The sequence below is a fragment of the Campylobacter sp. RM15925 genome, from assembly GCF_012978775.1.
Classification (GTDB): Bacteria; Campylobacterota; Campylobacteria; order Campylobacterales; family Campylobacteraceae; genus Campylobacter_A; species Campylobacter_A canis.
This window is the reverse complement of sequence record NZ_LIWP01000013.1, coordinates 22,622-42,473: the sequence shown is the minus strand read 5'-3', so window position 1 is coordinate 42,473 and position 19,852 is coordinate 22,622. Positions and strand designations below refer to the sequence as shown.

Sequence of the window (19,852 nt, the reverse complement as noted above, 5' to 3'; positions counted from 1 at the left end):
GAATTAAGCTTTCTTTGGAGTTACAAGCATATTGACATAACGACCTTCGATGATAGGCTCTTTGTCTCTATTTCCTATATCTTTTATCATATCCCAAACTTTTTCGAGCATAACAACTCCGGCTTCAGGAGTCGCCATCTCGCGACCTTTTAGGAATACTCTAAATTTAACATGCTTTCCATCTTCAAGGAATTCAATAGCATGTTTAACCTTGTAGTTTATGTCGTTTTGTGCGATTTTTACCGATAGTTTTATCTCTTTTACATCGATAATTTTCTGCTTTTTCTTAGCTTCTTTTTGCTTTTTTTCCTGTTGATAACGGAATTTTCCATAGTCCATTATCTTGCAAACAGGCGGTTTTGCATCAGGCGCTATTAGCACTAGGTCAAGACCTTGTTTTTCAGCGATTTTTAAAGCCTCATCTCTTGAGATGATGCCATAGCTTGTGCCGTCATCGCCGACACATCTTACTTCACTCGCTCTTATCTCTTCGTTGAGCAATACTTCATTTTCTTTACTCAAAAATGCACCTCACTAAGTTTCTCCTTTAATAAAATGATAAATTCTTCTAGTTTCATATCTTTTTGCTCTCTGTTATGCCTGTCGCGTAGCGCTATACTGCGGTTTTGAGCTTCGTTATCTCCTATAACTACTATCATAGGTACGCGCTGTTTTTCTGCACTTCTGATGCGTTTATTTAGGCTTTCGTTCTTGCTTGAAATTTCGCTATCGACATTGATTTTTCTAAGCTCTTTTGCAACTTGTTTAGCATAGTCTAAGTGGCTGTCGTTGATAGGAACTATGACAACTTGCGTAGGAGCTATGAAAAACGGTAACTCTCCGCTTGTATGCTCTATCAAAATTCCTATAAATCTCTCAAAGCTTCCAAGTAGCGCGCGGTGAAGCATAACAGGACGTTTGCGTTCGTTGTTGCTATCTATATATCCAAGGTCAAATCTCTCAGGCAGGTTAAAATCAACCTGAATCGTTCCGCACTGCCATTTTCGTTTAAGAGCGTCTGTTATCTTGATGTCGATTTTTGGTCCGTAAAAAGCTCCGCCGCCTTCATCTATTCCATATTTAAATCCGTTTTCATCAAGCGCTTCTTTAAGGGCTTTTGTAGCCACATCCCAAATTTCATCATCGCCTATCGCTTTTGCCGGCTTTGTTGAAATTTCCATCTCGTATTCAAAGCCGAAATTTTCCATTATCTTTCCAGCGAATGCTAAAATTTCCAGTATGTTTTCTTTGATTTGATCGGGAGAACAAAAGATATGCGAATCATCTTGCGCAAATTCTCTTACCCTAAAAAGTCCGTGCAAAACTCCGCTTTTTTCGTGGCGATGAACTACTCCGTATTCAAAAAATTTAACAGGCAAATCGCGATAAGAGCGAATTTCGCTCTGATAAACTTTGATGTGCCCGACGCAGTTCATAGGCTTAATGCCGTACTCCGCATCGTCAATAGTCGTAAAGTACATATTTTCTTTGTAGTTTGTGTAGTGTCCGCTCTTTTTCCATACGTCGGCTTTTAAAAGCTCAGGCCCCCTAACAGGCTCGTAGCCTCTATCTCTGTGAGCTTTGTATAAAATTTGCTCCAGTTTACTTCTTAGTCTTCCGCCGTTTGGTAGCCATATAGGAAGACCTCCGCCTACCTCTTCGTCAAAGGTAAATAGCTTCATCTCGGTGCCAAGCTTGCGATGATCGCGTTTTTTAGCCTCTTCTATGATACGAATATGCTCTTTTAAGCTCTCTTTGTCTGCATATGCCGTGCCGTAAATTCTAGTAAGCATTTCGCGTGTTTCATCTCCGCCAAGGTACGCTCCGGCAACCCGAGTAAGTTTAAAAAATCTTAAAAATTTAGTATTTGGCACATGAGGTCCGCGACAAATATCTTCAAAAATTCCTTGAGAATACATAGTAACTTCACCGTCCGGAATGCGCTTTAAAACCTCTTGTTTTAAGTCATCGTTTATAAATCTATCGCTTATTTCTTTTTTTGTAAAACAGGTTTTTTCGATGTCTTTTTTAGCTTCGATAAGCTCTTTCATCTTGGCTTCTATCGCCTCTAAATCCGCCTCTCCGATCTTGCTATCAACTCTGAAATCATAATAAAATCCGTCTTCTATTGCAGGACCTACGAAAAATTTCGCTTCCGGATGGAGGCTTTTGATGGCTTCCGCCATAAGATGCGCACAACTATGTCTGATAACGCTTAAAGCCTCTTTTGAATTATCAAAATAAATAGGCTCTGCCGAATTTAAATCCTTGATACTTTGAGTATCGACTATCTCTCCGTTTAGTTTGTATGCGATTATATCGCTCATATTTTTCCTTTTTTACCGAATATTCTTTTAAACACCAAAAGAATGATGAATGATTTTATCTAAAATGTATTTAAGCTTTTCTTAATATTTGATTTGCTAACGGTTTATTGAGAATCAAATTTGAACTTAAATTTGATTTCTTGCTACAAATAAAGATACTCACTGTAAGACTTTGATTGGTATCAATATAATTAATTATATTTTAAGATATTTGGTGTTAGTATTTGAATCGTAAATGGATCGTGCAATATCTCGTCTTTGCATTGTTTTGATTCATTTTTCTCCCGATTATTGTGGAAAGGAGTGGTTGCCTTTCCACGAGTTTTTGCTTTTACTTGGGTATCAAATTTGAATATATTAAAAAATAATTTAAGATTATTTAATGCTATTTTAAAGTTTCATGCCGCCTTCTTGATAATTATTAATTCAAGTAACAAATTTTTACACTAATATCAAAATTTTTAAAAATACAAGACCAAACTAAAGATATAAATTTCAAATTTTTGTTATACTTAAATAAACTTTAATATCAAGGAGGTTTTCATGAAACTAGTATCTTCGTTTTTGCTAAGTTGTTCGCTTGCTGCGGTATTTGCACTAGGTGCTGAAATTTATGTATCCAAGGATAAAGGTTCAAACAAAAATTTAGGGACAAAAGACTCTCCTGTAAAAAATATCCAAAAGGCTATTGATATAGCTCAAGAAGGAGATATTGTTCACATAGCGACAGGTCGTTATTTTGGTACTATGGATAGAGGCTACCTTGAGCTTAAGAAATCCATAACATTGCTTGGCGGATATAGTGAAGATTTCTCAAAGCGCGACGTAGTAAAGTATCCTGTGCTTATCCAGCCTACAAACGCAGCTAACGCTACTTCAAGCTCAAAACCTTTACTTGATATACAAACTGAAAATTTACAAGGCTCAAATATCATTATAGACGGCTTGATATTTGATAAAGGTGAATCCAACAGCTATCATGAAAAAGACGGTAAACCAGAAGGCGTAGAAACGGGCGTGCTAATGATTCCGCCCGGAAAAGGAATGTCATCGTATCAAACAGCTTCTACCCCTCTTATAAAAGGAAGAGCTAACAGTGATATTACGATACAAAACTGCTTTTTCTTAAATAGTCCCAACTATGCGATTTTGCTTGGAAACAGAAGGGGTAATATAGTAATTAGAAACAATGTTTTTGTAGCAAATGCTTATGCAGCTGTTGAAATTTTCGGCACTGCAAATAAACCACATCAGACAAAATTAGAGATTTCTTATAATACTATATTGTTCAACTGGTCAAGAACAAGAGATCTTGGTGATTTAGGTCATGCAATAAGAGCTATGACAAACATGGATTATGATATTAACCATAATATCTTGGGTCTTAGTATCGCTTCTGCGGTTTCAAATACAAGAGTTGATCCAAATAAAGAGATTGATATTAACGACAATATTTTCTTTTTAAATAAAAAGATGGATATGGATCTACCTTCGGGCGGAGGGCTGTTTATGTATGTAAAAGCGGCTGATTTTGAAGATATCGAGACTTTGAAAAGCGCAACCGGCAATAGAGAAATTTCAGATCTTCAAGGGTTAAAAGAGGCTCTAAATAAACCTTATTTAGAAGGGTTTTTGAGTGCGACTTACAAAGAAACAGCAGCTTATGATCCAAATTCTCCGACGAATCTTTTTAGAGAGGCTATGGGGATGAATAAAAGAGGCTCGCTTACATCAAAAATATCTATGTATGCTAACAAATATCCTCTTGAATACGCTTTTAAGCTAGTTGGAGCGGTGGAGGGATATGGGGCTCAAAGCATGAGCGATGACGAACCTGCTACTGGTTCACAAAATTCGTCTGCAGAGCAGCCAAAGCAAATAGAGATATCTCCTGTTGATACAAACGAGAGTATGCCTGCGCAGAATTCCGAAGCGAAAATTTCAGAATCTGTAAATAAGCCTGCTCAAGAAGTAAGAAAAGAGGCTACTCAAGCTGATATCACAGGGGTGGCAAAACCTGTGCAAAAAGAATCAAATGAGACTTTAAATTTGCCACCACACCCGACTTTTGAGCCTGCAAATAAGGAAACAAATTCGACTGGACAATAAAACAAATTTAAGCGGGGCGAAATTTAAAATTCGCCCTGCATTATTTATTTTTCAGTGCTAAATTCGTCTTGGTTGTTACTTAATATAAGCATTTTGCTTGCTTGAGTTATAGATTTGCGCTCGTGTTAATTCAATAAATATAATTGGATAATTTTATGTATTTTTAGAAATGCGATACTTTGATTCAAATCGTTTGATGAAATTACAACGAATTACATTTGAGTAGCATACAAACAACTAAATATGTAAACAGTGGTTTTGCACGTTATTGGTTTAAAAAATAAAAATGAAGTTAATGCTAAGAATAAGTAAAGAATGGAAGAAATGGTGGCCACGAGAGGACTTGAACCTCCGACCACTACCATGTCAAGGTAGTGCTCTACCAGCTGAGCTACGCGACCATCAAGTAGGTGTGTATTGTAGCAAGTTAAAGTTAAAATTTATTTGAAATTTGGCTTTTTAAGCTCAAATTTCAAATACAAAATCAAAATTTTAAGAGCCAAATTCGACTCTTTAAAAACTAAAATTTATTTTTTCTAACCTGATCTAATCCCTCATCGGCTATCTTTTTTACTTCGTTAGCAATTGTTTTTGTGTCGTTAGCTGATTGAACGTTATTCTTTGTAAGAGTATCAACCTCTACTAGCGAGCCGTTTATCTGAGAGATGGCTCCTGTTTGTTCTTTTATGCTCTCACTCATATCATTGATGCTTTGAACAAGTACGTTGATGTTGGCTTCTATCTCGCCAAGCGACTTTTGAGTGCGCTCGGCAAGGTTTCTTACTTCATCTGCAACCACAGCAAAGCCTCTGCCGTGCTCTCCGGCACGAGCGGCCTCTATGGCTGCGTTAAGCGCAAGCAGGTTTGTTTGATCCGCAATATCTCTAATGATATCAATTACGTGCTGTATATCTTCGCTTTGCCTTATCACTTCTCCTGAACGTTGAGCGATGGAGCTCATTGAAGCGCTCATCTGCTCAACCGCTGCCGCGCTTTCTTGTAAATTTGAAGCCTGCTTTCTGGCGCCGTTGTCTAAATTTTGAACGATATTTGTTAAAAATACAGCCTTATCGTTTAAACTATTTGCGTTATCAAGGCTATTTTTTAACATAGATGAAACAACTTCGCCCATATTATTTACGCCATCTATCATTGCTTTTAGTTCGCCTTCAAGCTTTACGTTGCACTCTATACGAGGAGTAAAGTCGTTGTTAGAATATGTGTTTAGAGCGTTTGTTACGTTTTTTAAATTTTGTGATAATGAACTAAATAGCGTGTTTAAAAGAGTTTTTAGCTGTTTGAGTTCGGGATTATTTGGTTCGCAAACCAAATTTGAGTTCAGGTGCCCATTTATCATTGTTGTAGCCGTGGTGTTTATCTCCTCTATCATGCAAGCGTCTTTGCTTATGCCGGCAGTTACTTTATCGATATTTGAGTTGATATTATCAGCCATTTGGGCAAATTCATCTTTTGTGTGAAGCGTTATTTTATCCGCACTTGTAGTTTCATGAGTTACAAATTTAAAAAATTGATTTAAGCCCTGTTGGATCATTTTAATAGGCTTAAGGGATTTTTTAATTATAAAAAACACCAATAACGATAGTATAGTGATAAATATTGATGCCAAAATAGCCTGAGAGTAAACTATCTGACTTATGCTGTCATCTAAAAATTTGCCCGATATAGTAGATACCGCAAGCCATCCTCTGTCGTTTATTTTGGCTATTTTAGCGTATGTGCGCTCGCCTCTTGAATTTATGTAGTCTATAAATTGATTGCCATTATAGTTGCTATTTTTTACCAAATTTACTAAATTTTTAGTAGCCTCTGTCGTCTCTCCGATAAGTTTTTCGACGTGATGGACTAAAATTTTGCCTTCCGAGTTCATTATATAGACGTAGCTGTGGTCGGTTTTGCCTATGCTTACTACTTTGCTTATCATGTCGCTTAGCGGTAAATTTATAGCGGTTGCACCCACAAAAACGCCATTTTTCTTAATCGGAGCCGTGAAAGCTATTGCCATTTTTTTATCGCTAACAGACATATGGGGCTCTGCGTAGGCTGCTTTGTCTAGGCTTTTTGCAGTTTTATACCAGCCTCTTGTGCGTGGGTCATATCCGTCGGCCGCACTTTGAGTTTTGCCGTTTGATCTATACATCATAGATGTTTCATATCCCGCATACGCAAGCATACTTCCGCTTAGCTCTTTGGCGACTTTAAGGTAATTAGTCATCTGCTCATCGTTGTAGTCTTTATTACTTATAAATTCGCCCATATGCTTGATAAACTGCTCTTTATCGTAAAAGATATTTGCAACGTCTTTTAGAATTTGATCTTGAGCTTGATGCATTAGATAAATAGTTTTATCTTTTGTTATATCGTAGCTAAAATACGAAAAAGCCGAAAAACAAAGCACTAAAGCTAGCACTAAAATAAGTGTGATTTTGTTCGCAATTGATCTCAAATTTACCCTTTGTTAAAATTTATAAAAAAAGGTAGGATTATAGCCAAGCGCAATTAAAAGCCAAATAAAAAGTAAAAACTAATTTTTTTATAACAAATATTTATTTAAAAATATAATTTTGACTTTTTTCATTTAATGATTTAAATTTTTAAAATATTTTTTGTAAAGTAAATTTAATTTTTGTATTTAAAATTATATTAATTAAAACATTATTCTGCTAAAATTCATGAAATTTCATCTTAAACAAGGAGGCGATATGCAAAACACTCTATCAAGACGTGATTTTGTGAAATTTGGTGCCGCCACGGCGGGAATTCTCGCACTTAGCGGTATAAATGCACAGGCTGCCGTAGCGCAAAAAGATGTTAAATTCGATGAGGAATTTGATGTCGTCGTTATAGGTTCGGGTTTTGCGGGGCTTGCGGCTGCAGTTAAAGCCGCCGAGCGAGGCAAGAAGGTTCTTGTTATTGAAAAGATGGGACGCGTAGGCGGGAATTCGGCTATCAACGGCGGAGTTATGGCGGTTCCGATGAATAAGGTTCAAGAAAAAAACGGCATAAAGGACTCGCCTGAACTCTTTAAAGAAGACTGCTTAAAAGCGGGACTAAACATAAATCACACCGAGCTTCTTGATACCATTGCCGCAAGAGCAAACGACGCTTTGGAATTTGTAGTTAAGCACGGAGCACAGTTTAAAGACAGCCACAACGCTTGGATGGGCGGACATAGTGTCGCAAGATCGATGATCACTACCAACGATAGCGGCTCGGGCATAGTTCAGCCTCTAGCTACGGCGTTTGAAAAATTTGATGGTTGCAAGCTCTTAAAAAGAACCAAGATGGATGATTTTATCGTAGATGACAGCGGTAGAGTCGTAGGAGTAACGGCAAGAGAGGAGTATAAATTTGACGGCAAACTCTTTAGCGACGACCTTGAAAACACAAGCGGAACGAAAAAAGCGTTTAAAGCAAAAGATGGTGTAGTGCTAGCTTCAGGCGGCTTTTGCAACGATAAAATTTTAAGAAAACTGCAAGATCCAAGAATCCCTGATAACGTTGATTCTACAAACCACCAAGGCGCAACCGCAGGCGTGCTTTTAAAGGCGCTAAAGCTAGGCGCTATGCCTGTGCATATTGATTGGATTCAGTTTGGTCCTTGGGCAAGCCCTGATGAAAGAGGCTTTGGCTCAGCCCCGATCCTCACTCAGCAAGGTACGTTTAAATACGGCATAGCGGTTGATGTGAAGACCGGCAAGCGCTTCATGAACGAGCTGGCCGATAGGAAAACCAGAGCGGACGCTGAATTTAAGATACTGGTAAAAGATCCTAAGGCTTTCCCTGTGACATTTACGACTAAAGAGGGCTTTAGAGAACTTAACCCTGAGCTTGTTGAAAAGGCCATGACAAGCGGAGTGATGAAAGAGTTTGCCACTCTTGATGATCTGGCGAAAAATTACTCAATTCCGGCAGATGAGCTAAAAGCAAGTGTTGCTAAATATAACGAAGGCGTAAAAGCAGGCAAAGATGAATTTGGCAAGAAAGTAGATCAGCTAAAAGGCGAGGGCATCAAAGAGAGCGGTCCTTACTACGCGATACGCCTATCGCCAAAACCTCACCACACTATGGGCGGACTTAAGATAAACACAAAAGCTCAAGTCATAAGTTCTGATACCAACGCACCTATCGCAGGGCTTTACGCAGCTGGCGAGATCACAGGCGGTACTCACGGAGCAAGCCGCCTAGGAAGTAATGCAATAACCGATTGCATAGTCTTTGGTATGATTGCAGGAGAGAATTTATAACTAAATTTGAGACGTCCAAGCGGCGTCTCAATCTCTTTAAATTTGCAGTTTAGATAGCTACAAAATTACTTTTTTATATCATCTAAGCTGAAATTTTCATCTAAAATTTTTACGCCGAGTTGCTTTAGAGCTCTTGTGGTAAAGCCATCGCCTGTTTTAAGAGTTTTGCTAAATGTTCCGTCGTATATAGAGCCATTTCCACAACTTGGACTTTTAGATTTTAAAACGGCGAATTTGCAGCCATTTTTTAAGGCTAGATCGGCGCAAATTTTAGCCCCTTTTAAAAACTGCTCGGTTACGTCCTTGCCGCTTTTTGTAAAGACTTTTTCTCCATTTATCTCAGCTACTTCTCTTGGAGTTGCAAGCCCGCCAAGCTCTTCGGGGCAGACGGATAAAATTTCATAGTTTGAAGAAAGATAGTTGAATTTGCGCTCAAGTTCGTCTGTTTGGTTGTTTAAGCCGTTGTATTTGCAGTTTACGCCAAGCAGGCAGGCGCTTACTAAAATTTTCTCTTTCACTTTAAATTCCTAAATTTAAAGCCAATTGTACCTATTTAGAAGTTAAAATCATAAATTCGGAAATATTATATCGCGCTCTTTGAGGCTTTTAAATTTGCAAGTATCGCCGTAAATTCGCTTTAAAAACTCATTGTTTATGATATCTTTTACCTTGCCTCTAGCTACCACTTCGCCTTTGTCAAACGCCACGACCTCATCGCAAAACCATAATATATGGTTTGGCTCATGCGTGCATATCATGATCGTTTTGCCCTCGCTTGCGATCTTTTGCAAAATTTTCCAAAGCAAAATTTGGTTTTTAAAATCAAGCGCGGATGTGGGCTCATCAAGCAGCATCAAAGGCGTCTCTTGCGCCAAAGCACGCGCGATAAATACAAGCTGGCGCTGCCCGCCGCTAAGTTCGCTCATGCGCTTATCGGCAAGCTCTGATATACCGATAAATTCCATAGCCTCGCGCACTATCTGCTTATCCTTTTTGCTTGGACCAAATATGCTTTTTATGTGAGGAGAGCGCCCCATGAGCACGATATCTTTTGCGTAAAATGGGAAATTTAGCTCCAAATTTTGAGCTACGTAAGCGATATTTTTAGCCAGCCAAGATGAGTCCTTGCGGTTTGAGCTTTGCGAGTTAATGAAGATCTCCCCCTCTTTAAGCTCTAAGAAATTCATGCAGCAGTTAAAAAATGTGCTCTTACCGCTTCCGTTTGCTCCAAGCAGTCCGCAGATCGTGCCTCTTTTAACGCTTAAATTTATGTTTTTAAGCGCAAAATCCCCATAACTAAACGATAAATTTTTAGCTTCAAGCATATTTGAAAAACTCATTTTAAAAGCTCCTTTGCCTTGCTTCTTAAAAGCACTATCAAAAACGGCGCGCCCACAAGCGAAGTGATGATACCAACGGGAATTTCAGCCATCGTTATCGTGCGCGCTAAGGTGTCGCATATAAGCAGATAAATCGCACCCAAAAGCCCAGCTATCGGTAGCACCCAGCGGTTATCGGGTCCTATTAGAAGTCTTGCCGCATGCGGCATGATAAGCCCTATCCATGCGATTATGCCGACATTTGCCACGCAGGTTGCCGTCATGAGCGTAGCTATGACGATAAAGATAAATTTGTATTTTTCGGGATTTATGCCAAGGCTTTTTGCTTGATTATCTCCTAAAGAGAGCAAATTTAGCTTCCAAGAAAGCGCGCTTAAAACCGCAAAACATACCGCAACGACTGCTAAAATTTCGCCAAGCGCGTCCCATTTGGAGTAGTATAAGCCACCCATCATCCAAAACGTTATCTCGCGAAGTTGTGCATCCTCGCTTACATACTTGATGATGGAAACGCCTGCCGAAAATATCGAGCCTACGATCACGCCTGAAAGTATGAGCCCCACCACAGGCACTATGCCGCCGTTTCGCGCCAAAGTGTATGATAAAAATACCGCCAAAAGCGAAAACATAAACGCGCTTGCCGTTATGCTTAGGAAAAATCCAGCAAATATGATCCCAAATGCCGCTCCAAGCGCAGCTCCCGAGCTAGCTCCTAGGATAAACGGCTCGACAAGCGGATTTCTAAAACAGGCTTGATACACGGCACCCGCGTTTGATAGGGCAAAGCCGATGATGGCTGCGGTTAAAATTCGAGGCATCCTGATATCAAAAACTACGATCTGATCGATCCTGCTGATACCTGAAGCCTCTAAGTCAAACAGCTTAAGTCCAAGCACGCCGATTATCTTGCTAACGGAAATTTTATAATCCCCAAGCATGAGTGCCGCGACCATGCAAACGGCAAGTATCGCGACGAGAAATATTAAAAATACATATTTTGATTCAAATTTAGACTTAGCATGCTCGCTAGAAGTCATCTTCCACGGTCCAGTCTAAAATTTGCTCGCTTCTTAGCGCCTTAGCCGTAGCATCATCTACGCCGTAAACGTCCTTATAAAATTTAAGCACGAACTCATGAACCTTTATGTCACTAAATAGCTTTGGATACGCAGCTTTTGCGATGATTAGCATGTCGATAGGGTATTCAACGCGTCTAGCGCAGTTCATCGGCGACCAAGGCATCGCATATACGCGCTTGTTTTGCACCGCTTTTAGCTCACCTAGCTTTTCAAAGTCAGGAGAGTCTAGAAGCTCACTTGCAGGGTGATAGCCGTTTGATGTAGGAAGCACGATCACATCAGGATTTATCGCGTAAAGCTGCTCGGTGCTTAAGATCACGTTTGTGCCATCGCCCGTAAATGCGTTTTTAGCACCTGCGACATTTTGTATGATGAAAGATTCGGGCGTATTTACTCCGTAAGCTGTCGCCATACCGCCGTTTTTGCGGACGTTTGGATTAAGCCCCATATAAAGCATGCTTACCTTTTCGCTATCTTTTAGCTTGGCTGTTCGCTCCTCGATGAGCTTTTGAGTGCTGTCAAGATATTCAAATAGCTTAAGCGCCTTTTGCCTTTGATTAAACACGTCGCCAAGAACTCTCATCTCCTCTTTCATCGTCGAAATTTCAGCTCCTTGAGGAGCATAAATCACTACAAGCGGAAGACCGAGGGCTTCTATGGTTGATATTGTCTTTTCAACCGCGTCTTTGTTTGAGCCTCTAAGTGTGCAGTCACCGACGCGAAGGATGACGAGCTGCGGATTTTCGTTGGCTAAATTTTCAAAGTTTATCACGTTTCCTTGCGGTGAATTTATGCAGGTTAGTTCATCAAGCCAAGGGTGAAGATACTTCATCGTGTTCCAGCCGCGAAGCGTGTAGCTCTCGCCCGAGCGCCTTGTGAAGGAGTATTTGTAGTCTCTTTTCATCGACCAAGAGCCGATAACCTTAACCTTGTCAATCACACCAAGATGTGTCATTACGCCTTCGACAAAGCCATCATCGATAGTCGCTATCTTCGTAAGCGGTTCGGCGATCTTTACCTCTACACCGCGCATATCTTTTATGACGCTAGTGCCAAACGCCAAATTTATAATCATAAAAACAGCTAATAAAAACCTCATAAATGCCCCTTTCAGCGATAAATTTCAGCTTTTATGATGTTAGCTAAAATATGATAAAAAATAATTTAATATTATTTAAGCATATTTTTTGATTATCAGTCTTACTTAAATGATTGAAATTTGAAAATTCACGGCTAAATTTAAGGCTTTAAAAGCATAGCCATACTATACTTTTGATAAATTTAAAAGCCAAATTTAAGGTTTGAGATGGACAGAAAAAAGCTCTTAAAAGATGTTCGCAAAATCGTCGTTAAGGTCGGCACTTCAACGCTTACTAAAAGCGACGGCAAGCTTAATGAGGATAAGATTAAAAAAATAGTTGCGAATTTAAGTGCGCTTAGCGATTTAGGATATGAAATTTTACTCGTTACCTCAGGTGCGGTCGGAGCGGGTATGGGACAGTTAAATTTAACTCAAAAACCAAAAGCTCTAAGCGAAAAACAAGCAGTTGCAAGTGTGGGACAAGTGGCTTTAATGCATCTTTATCAAATTCTTTTTTGGTCGCATTCAAAGACTATCGCGCAGCTTTTGCTTACAAGGGGCGATTTTAGCGATCGTCAAAGGTATCTAAACGCAAGAAACGTCTGCAACGCTCTACTTGATAAAAAGATAATTCCAATTATAAACGAAAACGATCCTGTCGTAAGCGACGAGCTGAAAGTAGGCGATAACGACACTCTTTCGGCCCTTGTGGCGGGTTTGGTTGATGCCGATTTGCTTATAATTTTAAGCGATATTAACGGGCTTTATGATAAAAATCCGAGCAAATTTAAAGACGCAAAACTCATAAATTCGGTAGAAAATATCGACGAGAGCATCAAAAATATGGCTGAGGGCGAGGGGAGCAAATTTGGCACCGGCGGAATGAAAACGAAGATTATTGCCGCTGAAATGGCTACTAAAATCGGCACAAATTTGATCATCACAAGCGGAGAAGATCCTGCAAATATCGTGCGCACAGTTAATGGCGAAGATGTGGGAACGCTCTTTTTACGCCAAGATAAAAAGATAAATTCACGCAAATATTGGCTTGCTTACGGCACGTCTCAAAAGGGAAATCTGATAATTGATGACGGAGCCTTAAAAGCGTTAAAAAACGGCAAGAGCTTGCTGGCTGTAGGCATTTGCGAGGTGCAAGGAGAATTCAAGCGCGGTCAGGTAGTGAAGATAACCACAGGAAGCAAGCTTGTAGCAAAGGGTATCAGCAACTACTCATCAAGCGAAATCGCGCTCATCAAAGGGCGAAAAAGCGAAGATATAGAGGAAATTTTGGGACACAAATACGATGATAATGTCGTGCATATTGATAATTTGATGTTGGTTTAGGAGATAAAATGAGTGAAATTTTAGAAATTTGTCAAAAGGCAAAAGCATCTTGCACCGAGCTTTTAAACTTAAGTGCAAGCACAAAAAATGAAATTTTAAGAGCCGTCGCAAGTGAAATTTTAGCTTGCAAAGAGGAGATAAAAGCGGCAAATTTGATCGATCTTGAAAACGGCGAAAAGTCAGGTTTGAGCGCGGCGCTTCTTGATAGACTTAAGCTGAGTGATTCTAGGATCGAAGCGATGGCGCAAGGCGTGCTAGAGCTTGCAAATTTTCCCGATCCTATCGGAGAAATTTTAGATGGATGGAGGCATAAAAACGGCATGCAGATAAGCAAAATTCGCGTGCCTCTTGGCGTGCTTGGCATCATCTACGAATCCCGTCCAAACGTCACTATAGATGCTGCCGCTTTGGCGCTTAAATCCTCAAACGCCGTTATCTTAAGAGGCTCTGCAAATGCGATAAGCTCGAATAAATTTCTTGTAAATTTGTTTAATAGAGTCGCAGACAAATTCTCTCTTTCTAAAAATGCCGTGCAGCTCATTATAAACACGGATCGCAATGCCGTAAGCGAAATGATAAAAATGCACGAATTTATCGATGTCCTAATCCCGCGCGGAGGTAAAAATTTAAAGGAATTTATCATCCAAAACGCAACGATTCCGGTCATAGAGACGGGTGCGGGAGTGTGTCATATCTATGTTGATGAGAGTGCGAATTTAAACGAAGCCATAGAGATTATAAAAAGCGCCAAAACTCAGCGTCCAAGCACTTGTAATAGCGTTGAATGCGTGCTTTTACACGAAAAGATAGCCGATGAAATTTTGCCTAGCTTGATCGCTAAACTTGATAATGTCGAGCTAAGACTTGATAGAAATTTATATGAAAATTTTGGCGGTTTTAGCAATGTGCGCCTTGCGAGCAAGGAGGACTTCGGAGAGGAGTTTTTAGACCTTGTTTTGGCGGTAAAATCGGTGCAGGACACTAGCGAAGCGATAAGCTATATAAATTCGCATTCAAGCGGGCATTCTGATAGTATCTTAAGCCAAAATTATGAAAATATCGAGAAGTTTTTAAATGCGGTTGATAGTGCGGTTGTGTATGCTAATGCCTCTACGCGATTTAGTGATGGAGGAGAATTTGGCTTTGGCGGGGAGATAGGTATCAGTACGCAAAAGCTTCATGCACGCGGACCGATGGGCGTAAAAGAGCTTACGACGGTTAAATATGTCGTTAGAGGAAACGGCCAAATTCGCTAATAAGGCTTGGTTTTTTTATACTTACGCCAAGTTGAAATTTTATTTTCAAGCTTAGTAGACTAAGTGTTTAGTCTGCACTTAAAAATTAAATTTCGCCTTGCCTAATCAAAAACCGCTTCTAAAAATGTACGATTGCTTGCTTTGTGCTTAGCCTGATTTTTGATTTGATTGTTTTAATTTAAGGATAAATATGGATTTAAATCAAGCCATTTTGCTTACTAGACAAAAGCAAATCGAATATCAAAAAACAGTTATAAAAATATCGGTTTTATTTGCTCTGTTTGTATGTTTGATATTTTTTGCCTGGTCTTTCGCAAGTACGACAGTTGTAAAGATTATAATAGGTACAATTTGTGGTATTGTTTTTATTGTATCTTGTTTATACTTCTTGTATGTGTTGCTAAATAGCGAAAACGACTATCTGCTTTTTTATAAAGATGTTTTTGTAAAGACAGCAATCACCGATCTTGAGCTAAATTTAAAATATGAGCATTGGGAAGGAGTTAAGCAAAGCGAATTTAAAAAAGTTGGCATTTTTAGGCGTGTTAATATCAAAGGAGAGGATCAGATAAGCGGTGAACTATACGGGATAAAATTTTATTTTAGCGAGGCAAAAAATATTAATAATTCCTATTTATGCGCAGAAAATATGTTGCTTTTTGCTTTATCGATTGCCGCTATTATTTACGAAAGATTTGCCAATGATAATTTTAGTGGTAGCGTTTTGATTTGCGAGCTTAATAAGGAGTTTGAAGATCAAATTATAATAGTTAATCAAGAGCTTGCTGCTGAGCGTTTTAGCGATAAAAGATCTGTCGATAATATTGATTTTGCAGGTGAGTTTTGCGTATTTACGGAAGATGAGACTAAAGCAAGAGATTTTCTAACATATTCTTTTATGAAGCGCCTATCTGCTTTGATGCAAAATTTAAACGATAAATTTAGCCTATGTGCGGCTTTTGTGGATGATAAATTTTATCTATTTTTAAATGACTCTTCCGATAAATTTCAAACCTCTATATTTAGCAAATCAGTAAGTGTAAAAAAGGCTCATAATATTCAAGCGCAAATAAGAGATATTTTAGATATTATTAAAGAGCTAAATTTGATGATAAATAAGGAGAAAAGATGAAAATAGGATTTATCGGCGCGGGGAATATGGGAAGCGCGATGATAGCGGCAGTTGCAAATTCTAAATTTGCTGATTTGGCGGAGATTTTCGTCTATGATAGAAGCAAAAACGAGAATTTAAAGTTCAAATTTGGCATCACTCCGCTTGCTAATGAGCGTGAAGTAGTGCAAAACGCAGATATAGTCGTGCTTGCCGTTAAGCCAAACTGTTATGAAAATCTCTTAAATTTGATCAAAAAAGATATAAAAGAGCAGATTATCATTACTTTAGCGCCAAATTTCAGCATAGAAAAAGTAGCGAGCATAATCGGCGAAAACAAAAAGATAGTAAGAACCATGCCAAACACTCCTGCGGCGATCGGCGAGGGTGTGACGGCGGTAAGTTTCGGAGAAAATTTAAGCGCTCAAGAAAAAGATAGCGTGATGAACCTACTTGCTTGCTTCGGAACGGCGCATGAGATAAACGAGTCGCTCATGGGGGCGTTTGTGGGTATTGCAGGAAGCTTGCCTGCATATGTATTTGTATTTATTGAGGCTTTAGCCGATGCGGGAGTGCTAAACGGAATTCCTCGCGCCAAGGCTTACGATATAGTTGCGGCAAGCATCGCAGGAAGTGCGGATATGGTGCTAAAAAGCGGCAAGCATCCCGCAGTGCTTAAAGATGAGGTCTGCTCGCCGTCGGGAACTACGATAGAAGCGCTTAGAGTGCTTGAAGAAAGAGGTTTTAGATCAGCCGTGATAGAGGCAGTAAATGCCGCCGTGGATAAGGCAAACGGCAAAATTTAAGTCTAAATTCGCAAGCCTCATCCGCTAAAATCATAAATAAACTTAAGGAGTAAGCCGTGAGTGTAAGTTTTAACATTAAAAACAAGAAGAAATTCCTTTCTTATGCAGATGTTTTAAGCGTGGAAGAGTGTTTTAACATCTCGCCAAATATCACGCAATTTAGCTTTGATGAGAGTGGGGAGGACTTTGACGTGGAGAGCTTTTACTCTTCAAAGCTGAGTGATTATACCTGCTTGCTTTTGGGGGTTGACGGAGTAAGCGGGCGCGGGTTTGAGCTATCTTATGAGCCCGAAATCAAAAGCTATAGCGTTCGAATTCTCACGCCAAGCACGAGCTTTGATTGGAAAATAGCTCTTGAATACATGAAAAATTTGGCCCATCGCATGGGAAGCGATATCGTAAGCGAAGAGGATGAGAAATTTAGCCCTGATAAGATAGAGAAATTTGACTACGAACGCGATATAAAAGCGGGGTTAAATGCGCTAAGAGACCATGATATGATGTATATGCAAGGCGTTTATAGACCTGTTGCCATAAGCTCTAAGATGGCTGAAGAAATTTTAGCCGGCAGCGATGCGGTAAAAGAATTTGACGAGCTTATCAAGCGCACTCAATACCATGACGCTTTTAGCGCCAATCAGGCATTTTACAAAAAAGACGACGGCGCAGTGCTGGGCAGTTACGCCCTTACGCAAGAGCTTGATACTATCTTGCCTTATGAACCGATGGTTGAAAATATAAATCTTGATATAAAAAATGAAGAGATTGAGTGGGTTATATCGCTAGTGGCGATTGATGGCGATAGCGAGAATTTAGAGGATTATAAGGTCATCGGCACGATTAGGTATGATGATTTTATATCAAATTTGCCTAAAGATAAATTTGAGTTTTTAGACGCAAATTATATGGTGGTCAAAGGGCTTTTGCGTGAGGAGTTAAACGAGCTTATTTCAAAGTGTAAAAATAGACTTGAAGCGGAGGGCGAGTGATTGAAAATAATGAAATTTATCATGGCGGGTATCGCTAGTATGGGGCTTTTTGTGCAGGCGGCAGAAACAGAAAAAATCATAGCGCCTTTTATCTATGATGAGCTTTCTTTTTCCGCAGAAGGGTTGATAAGCGTTAAAAAAGACGGCAAATACGGCGTTATAGATTTAGAAGGAAGGGAAATTTTGCCGTTTGCTTACGACTATCTTTCGCAATTCAAAGAAGGGCTTGCCATAGTTGCCAAGATAACAGATAGCACCGCAAAATACGGCTTCATCGATAAGAGAGGCAAGGTCGTAATCGCCATGGAGTATGAGCCTGTTTTTCTTTTAAATAAAGGCGTTAGCGGCTTTTTGTTTAATAACGGCATCGCAAAGGTGTCAAAAGACGGCAAACAGGGTTTTATAGACAAAAACGGAAAAATCGTAACGCCTATAATATACGATCAAGCTTATTGGATAGATGATAAATTCGCCAAAATTTTTGAGTATAAAGATAGAAAAGCGGGTCTTATAAACACTTCCGGCAAGATTGTCTTGCCCGTAGAATACGAAGAGCATATTATCGTTGATAAAAGCGGACTTTTTATAGCTAGAAAGCGTGGCGAGGAGAGGGCGAAATTTATAGATGAGAATTTAAACGCAGTCTTGCAGGGCGATTATTTAACCGGCGCTTTTAACGACGGACTTTCCAGGGTCGGCTTTTGCAAGCAAGGCTATATGGATAAAACAGGCAAGCTCGTGATAGATAAAATTTACGACACGGCTGCGGATTTTAAAAACGGCTTTGCCGAAGTTAGCAAAGGCGAAAAATGGGGTGTTATCGATACTAGCGGCAAGGAAGTTGTGCCTTTAAAATTTGATAACGCAACGATATCAGGCGAAAATTTTGTCATGGTTCAAAAATACAAAAGGCACTTAAACGGCGTAGTTGCAAGCCGTAAATTTGGCTTTACGGATATGAGCGGGAAATTTGTCATGGATTTTGAATTTGATGATGCCGATATCTTTAAAGACGGTTTAGCTGTAGTTGCAAAAAGCGGTAAATACGGCGTAGTGGATAAAAATTTCAAATTTATAATCCCGCTTGAATACGAAGCTATCGCAAATTTTAAAGACGAGATCGCTTGGGTTAAAAAATCCGGCAAACAGGGCTTTATAGACAAAAATAACAAGATAGTTTTGCCGATAATTTATGATATGGCATATCACGTACAAGCGGATATTTTTGCAGCCCAAAAAGATGGCAAATGGGGCTTAGTAAAGCGCATTAACAGATGAAATTTAAAGCTTATTTTGCGTTTTTGATTTTAGCCGCTTTTGTTATTGCTGCTGAAATTTCGCCATTTGAGTCAGGCGGAAAATTCGGCTACACCGATAAAAACGGCTTTGAGATTATCTCGCCTAGATATGATTTGGCTTATGAATTTAGCGATGAAGTCGCCGTAGTGGTTGATGGTTGCGATAAGATTTGCAAGCACGGGCTGATTGATAAAAATGGCGAGTTTATAATCCCTGCGATTTACGAACATGTCTTTTTACATAAGAGCGGGCTTGTTTTAATCGCGCTGGATGGATTAAACTGGGGAGTTGCGGATAGAAACGGCAAGGTCTTAGTGCCTGTGAAATTTACCAAAATCAGCTTTTTAAGCAGTGGCGAGATAGAGGCGCAAAAGGGAAAGGCGACTGCTTTTTTTAGCCAAAACGGCGAATTTTTAAGCGGCGATATCGATGATAGCAATGATAGCGATGATAGTATAGCAAGTATTATTTCAAGATACGCTACTTATCCAAACGAGGCTTTAGAACTTGGAATTAGCGGAAAAGTTGTAGCACAATTCACGCTTACTCCACACGGACAGATAAAAGATATCAAGATAAAAAATAGTTCGGGGCATAAAATTTTAGACGATGCGGCGATTAAAACTATCAAAGAAATTTCAGCCAAATTCCCAAAGCCTAGCCGTGATACTCAAATAATAGCTCCGATCAGTTATAGGGTGTCCGGGTAATGTTGATAAGCAGCGTGAGATTGTTTTATGTAAATTTATTAAACTTGTTTAGCAATGTGAGAATTTTACTTATTTGATTGGATAGTAAGAATAAAACAGTTATAGTAAAAAAAGATAAATTTAGCGCCCTAAGACG

16 protein-coding genes, 1 tRNA gene and 1 pseudogene are annotated in these 19,852 nt (G+C 39.4%); 9 read left to right on the top strand and 9 right to left on the bottom strand.

Translation table 11 applies throughout. The features are described from left to right. Positions 1-3: 3 nt before the first annotated feature. Positions 4-522 (bottom strand): translation initiation factor IF-3, encoded by a 519-nt coding sequence (infC, locus tag CDOM15925_RS08205; protein WP_169942926.1) that lies wholly within the window; start codon positions 520-522, stop codon positions 4-6. Beyond that, positions 519-2,327 (bottom strand): threonine--tRNA ligase, encoded by a 1,809-nt coding sequence (gene thrS, locus CDOM15925_RS08200; protein ID WP_169942925.1) that lies wholly within the window; start codon positions 2,325-2,327, stop codon positions 519-521. The genes infC and thrS overlap by 4 nt, the downstream gene beginning before the upstream one ends. A 543-nt stretch (positions 2,328-2,870) precedes the next feature. On the opposite strand from thrS, the gene CDOM15925_RS08195 reads away from it, so the two are divergent. Further along, positions 2,871-4,436: a right-handed parallel beta-helix repeat-containing protein gene (locus CDOM15925_RS08195; protein ID WP_169942924.1), complete on the top strand. Its 1,566-nt coding sequence runs from the start codon at positions 2,871-2,873 to the stop codon at positions 4,434-4,436. Positions 4,437-4,761: 325 nt separating this feature from the next. Here the strand turns inward: CDOM15925_RS08195 and CDOM15925_RS08190 are convergent. The 3 genes and pseudogenes from CDOM15925_RS08190 to CDOM15925_RS10275 form a co-directional block, all read right to left on the bottom strand. Continuing rightward, positions 4,762-4,837, bottom strand: a tRNA-Val gene (locus tag CDOM15925_RS08190). 119 nt (positions 4,838-4,956) lie between these two features. After that, entirely contained in the window at positions 4,957-5,397 is a 441-nt protein-coding gene (locus tag CDOM15925_RS10280) for a methyl-accepting chemotaxis protein (RefSeq protein ID WP_502707286.1), read from the bottom strand. A gap of 729 nt (positions 5,398-6,126) precedes the next feature. Beyond that, a pseudogene (locus CDOM15925_RS10275) lies at positions 6,127-6,852 on the bottom strand (cache domain-containing protein); the annotation flags it as partial. A gap of 304 nt (positions 6,853-7,156) precedes the next feature. On the opposite strand from CDOM15925_RS10275, the gene CDOM15925_RS08180 reads away from it, so the two are divergent. Beyond that, complete coding sequence (locus CDOM15925_RS08180) at positions 7,157-8,701, top strand: flavocytochrome c (RefSeq protein ID WP_169942922.1); 1,545 nt, start codon at positions 7,157-7,159, stop codon at positions 8,699-8,701. A 65-nt stretch (positions 8,702-8,766) separates the two neighbouring features. Here the strand turns inward: CDOM15925_RS08180 and CDOM15925_RS08175 are convergent, their stop codons facing one another. From CDOM15925_RS08175 to CDOM15925_RS08160, 4 genes are read right to left on the bottom strand one after another with little or no spacing between them, the layout of a single operon-like run. Beyond that, positions 8,767-9,219: a 2-thiouracil desulfurase family protein gene (locus CDOM15925_RS08175; protein ID WP_169942921.1), complete on the bottom strand. Its 453-nt coding sequence runs from the start codon at positions 9,217-9,219 to the stop codon at positions 8,767-8,769. A 48-nt stretch (positions 9,220-9,267) separates the two neighbouring features. Beyond that, the gene (locus CDOM15925_RS08170) at positions 9,268-10,041 is read right to left on the bottom strand and encodes an ABC transporter ATP-binding protein (RefSeq protein WP_169942920.1); all 774 of its coding nucleotides are present in this window, start codon (positions 10,039-10,041) and stop codon (positions 9,268-9,270) included. Further along, positions 10,038-11,078, bottom strand: coding sequence for a FecCD family ABC transporter permease (locus tag CDOM15925_RS08165; protein ID WP_169942919.1), 1,041 nt, complete (start codon positions 11,076-11,078; stop codon positions 10,038-10,040). Before CDOM15925_RS08165 ends, CDOM15925_RS08170 begins: the two co-directional genes overlap by 4 nt. Further along, the gene (locus tag CDOM15925_RS08160) at positions 11,068-12,219 is read right to left on the bottom strand and encodes an ABC transporter substrate-binding protein (RefSeq protein WP_169942918.1); all 1,152 of its coding nucleotides are present in this window, start codon (positions 12,217-12,219) and stop codon (positions 11,068-11,070) included. The genes CDOM15925_RS08165 and CDOM15925_RS08160 overlap by 11 nt, the downstream gene beginning before the upstream one ends. Before the next feature lie 207 nt (positions 12,220-12,426). On the opposite strand from CDOM15925_RS08160, the gene proB reads away from it, so the two are divergent. The 7 genes from proB (at position 12,427) to CDOM15925_RS08125 (ending at position 19,716) form a co-directional block, all read left to right on the top strand. Beyond that, a complete protein-coding gene (proB, locus tag CDOM15925_RS08155; RefSeq protein ID WP_169942917.1) occupies positions 12,427-13,545 on the top strand; it encodes a glutamate 5-kinase in 1,119 nt (372 codons plus the stop codon). Between the two features lie 8 nt (positions 13,546-13,553). Beyond that, positions 13,554-14,801 carry a glutamate-5-semialdehyde dehydrogenase gene (locus CDOM15925_RS08150; RefSeq protein WP_169942916.1) on the top strand — a complete coding sequence of 416 codons (1,248 nt, stop codon included), beginning with the start codon at positions 13,554-13,556 and terminating at the stop codon, positions 14,799-14,801. Positions 14,802-14,991: 190 nt separating this feature from the next. Further along, positions 14,992-15,933, top strand: coding sequence for a DUF3137 domain-containing protein (locus tag CDOM15925_RS08145; RefSeq protein WP_169942915.1), 942 nt, complete (start codon positions 14,992-14,994; stop codon positions 15,931-15,933). Further along, on the top strand, positions 15,930-16,718 hold the full coding sequence (gene proC, locus CDOM15925_RS08140; protein WP_169942914.1) for a pyrroline-5-carboxylate reductase: 789 nt from the start codon (positions 15,930-15,932) through the stop codon (positions 16,716-16,718). Before CDOM15925_RS08145 ends, proC begins: the two co-directional genes overlap by 4 nt. Positions 16,719-16,774: 56 nt before the next feature. Further along, entirely contained in the window at positions 16,775-17,707 is a 933-nt protein-coding gene (locus tag CDOM15925_RS08135; RefSeq protein ID WP_169942913.1) for a DUF4299 family protein, read from the top strand. Between the two features lie 9 nt (positions 17,708-17,716). After that, the gene (locus tag CDOM15925_RS08130; protein WP_249934719.1) at positions 17,717-18,985 is read left to right on the top strand and encodes a WG repeat-containing protein; all 1,269 of its coding nucleotides are present in this window, start codon (positions 17,717-17,719) and stop codon (positions 18,983-18,985) included. Further along, positions 18,982-19,716, top strand: coding sequence for a TonB family protein (locus tag CDOM15925_RS08125; protein ID WP_169942911.1), 735 nt, complete (start codon positions 18,982-18,984; stop codon positions 19,714-19,716). The genes CDOM15925_RS08130 and CDOM15925_RS08125 overlap by 4 nt, the downstream gene beginning before the upstream one ends. Positions 19,717-19,852 lie beyond the last annotated feature (136 nt).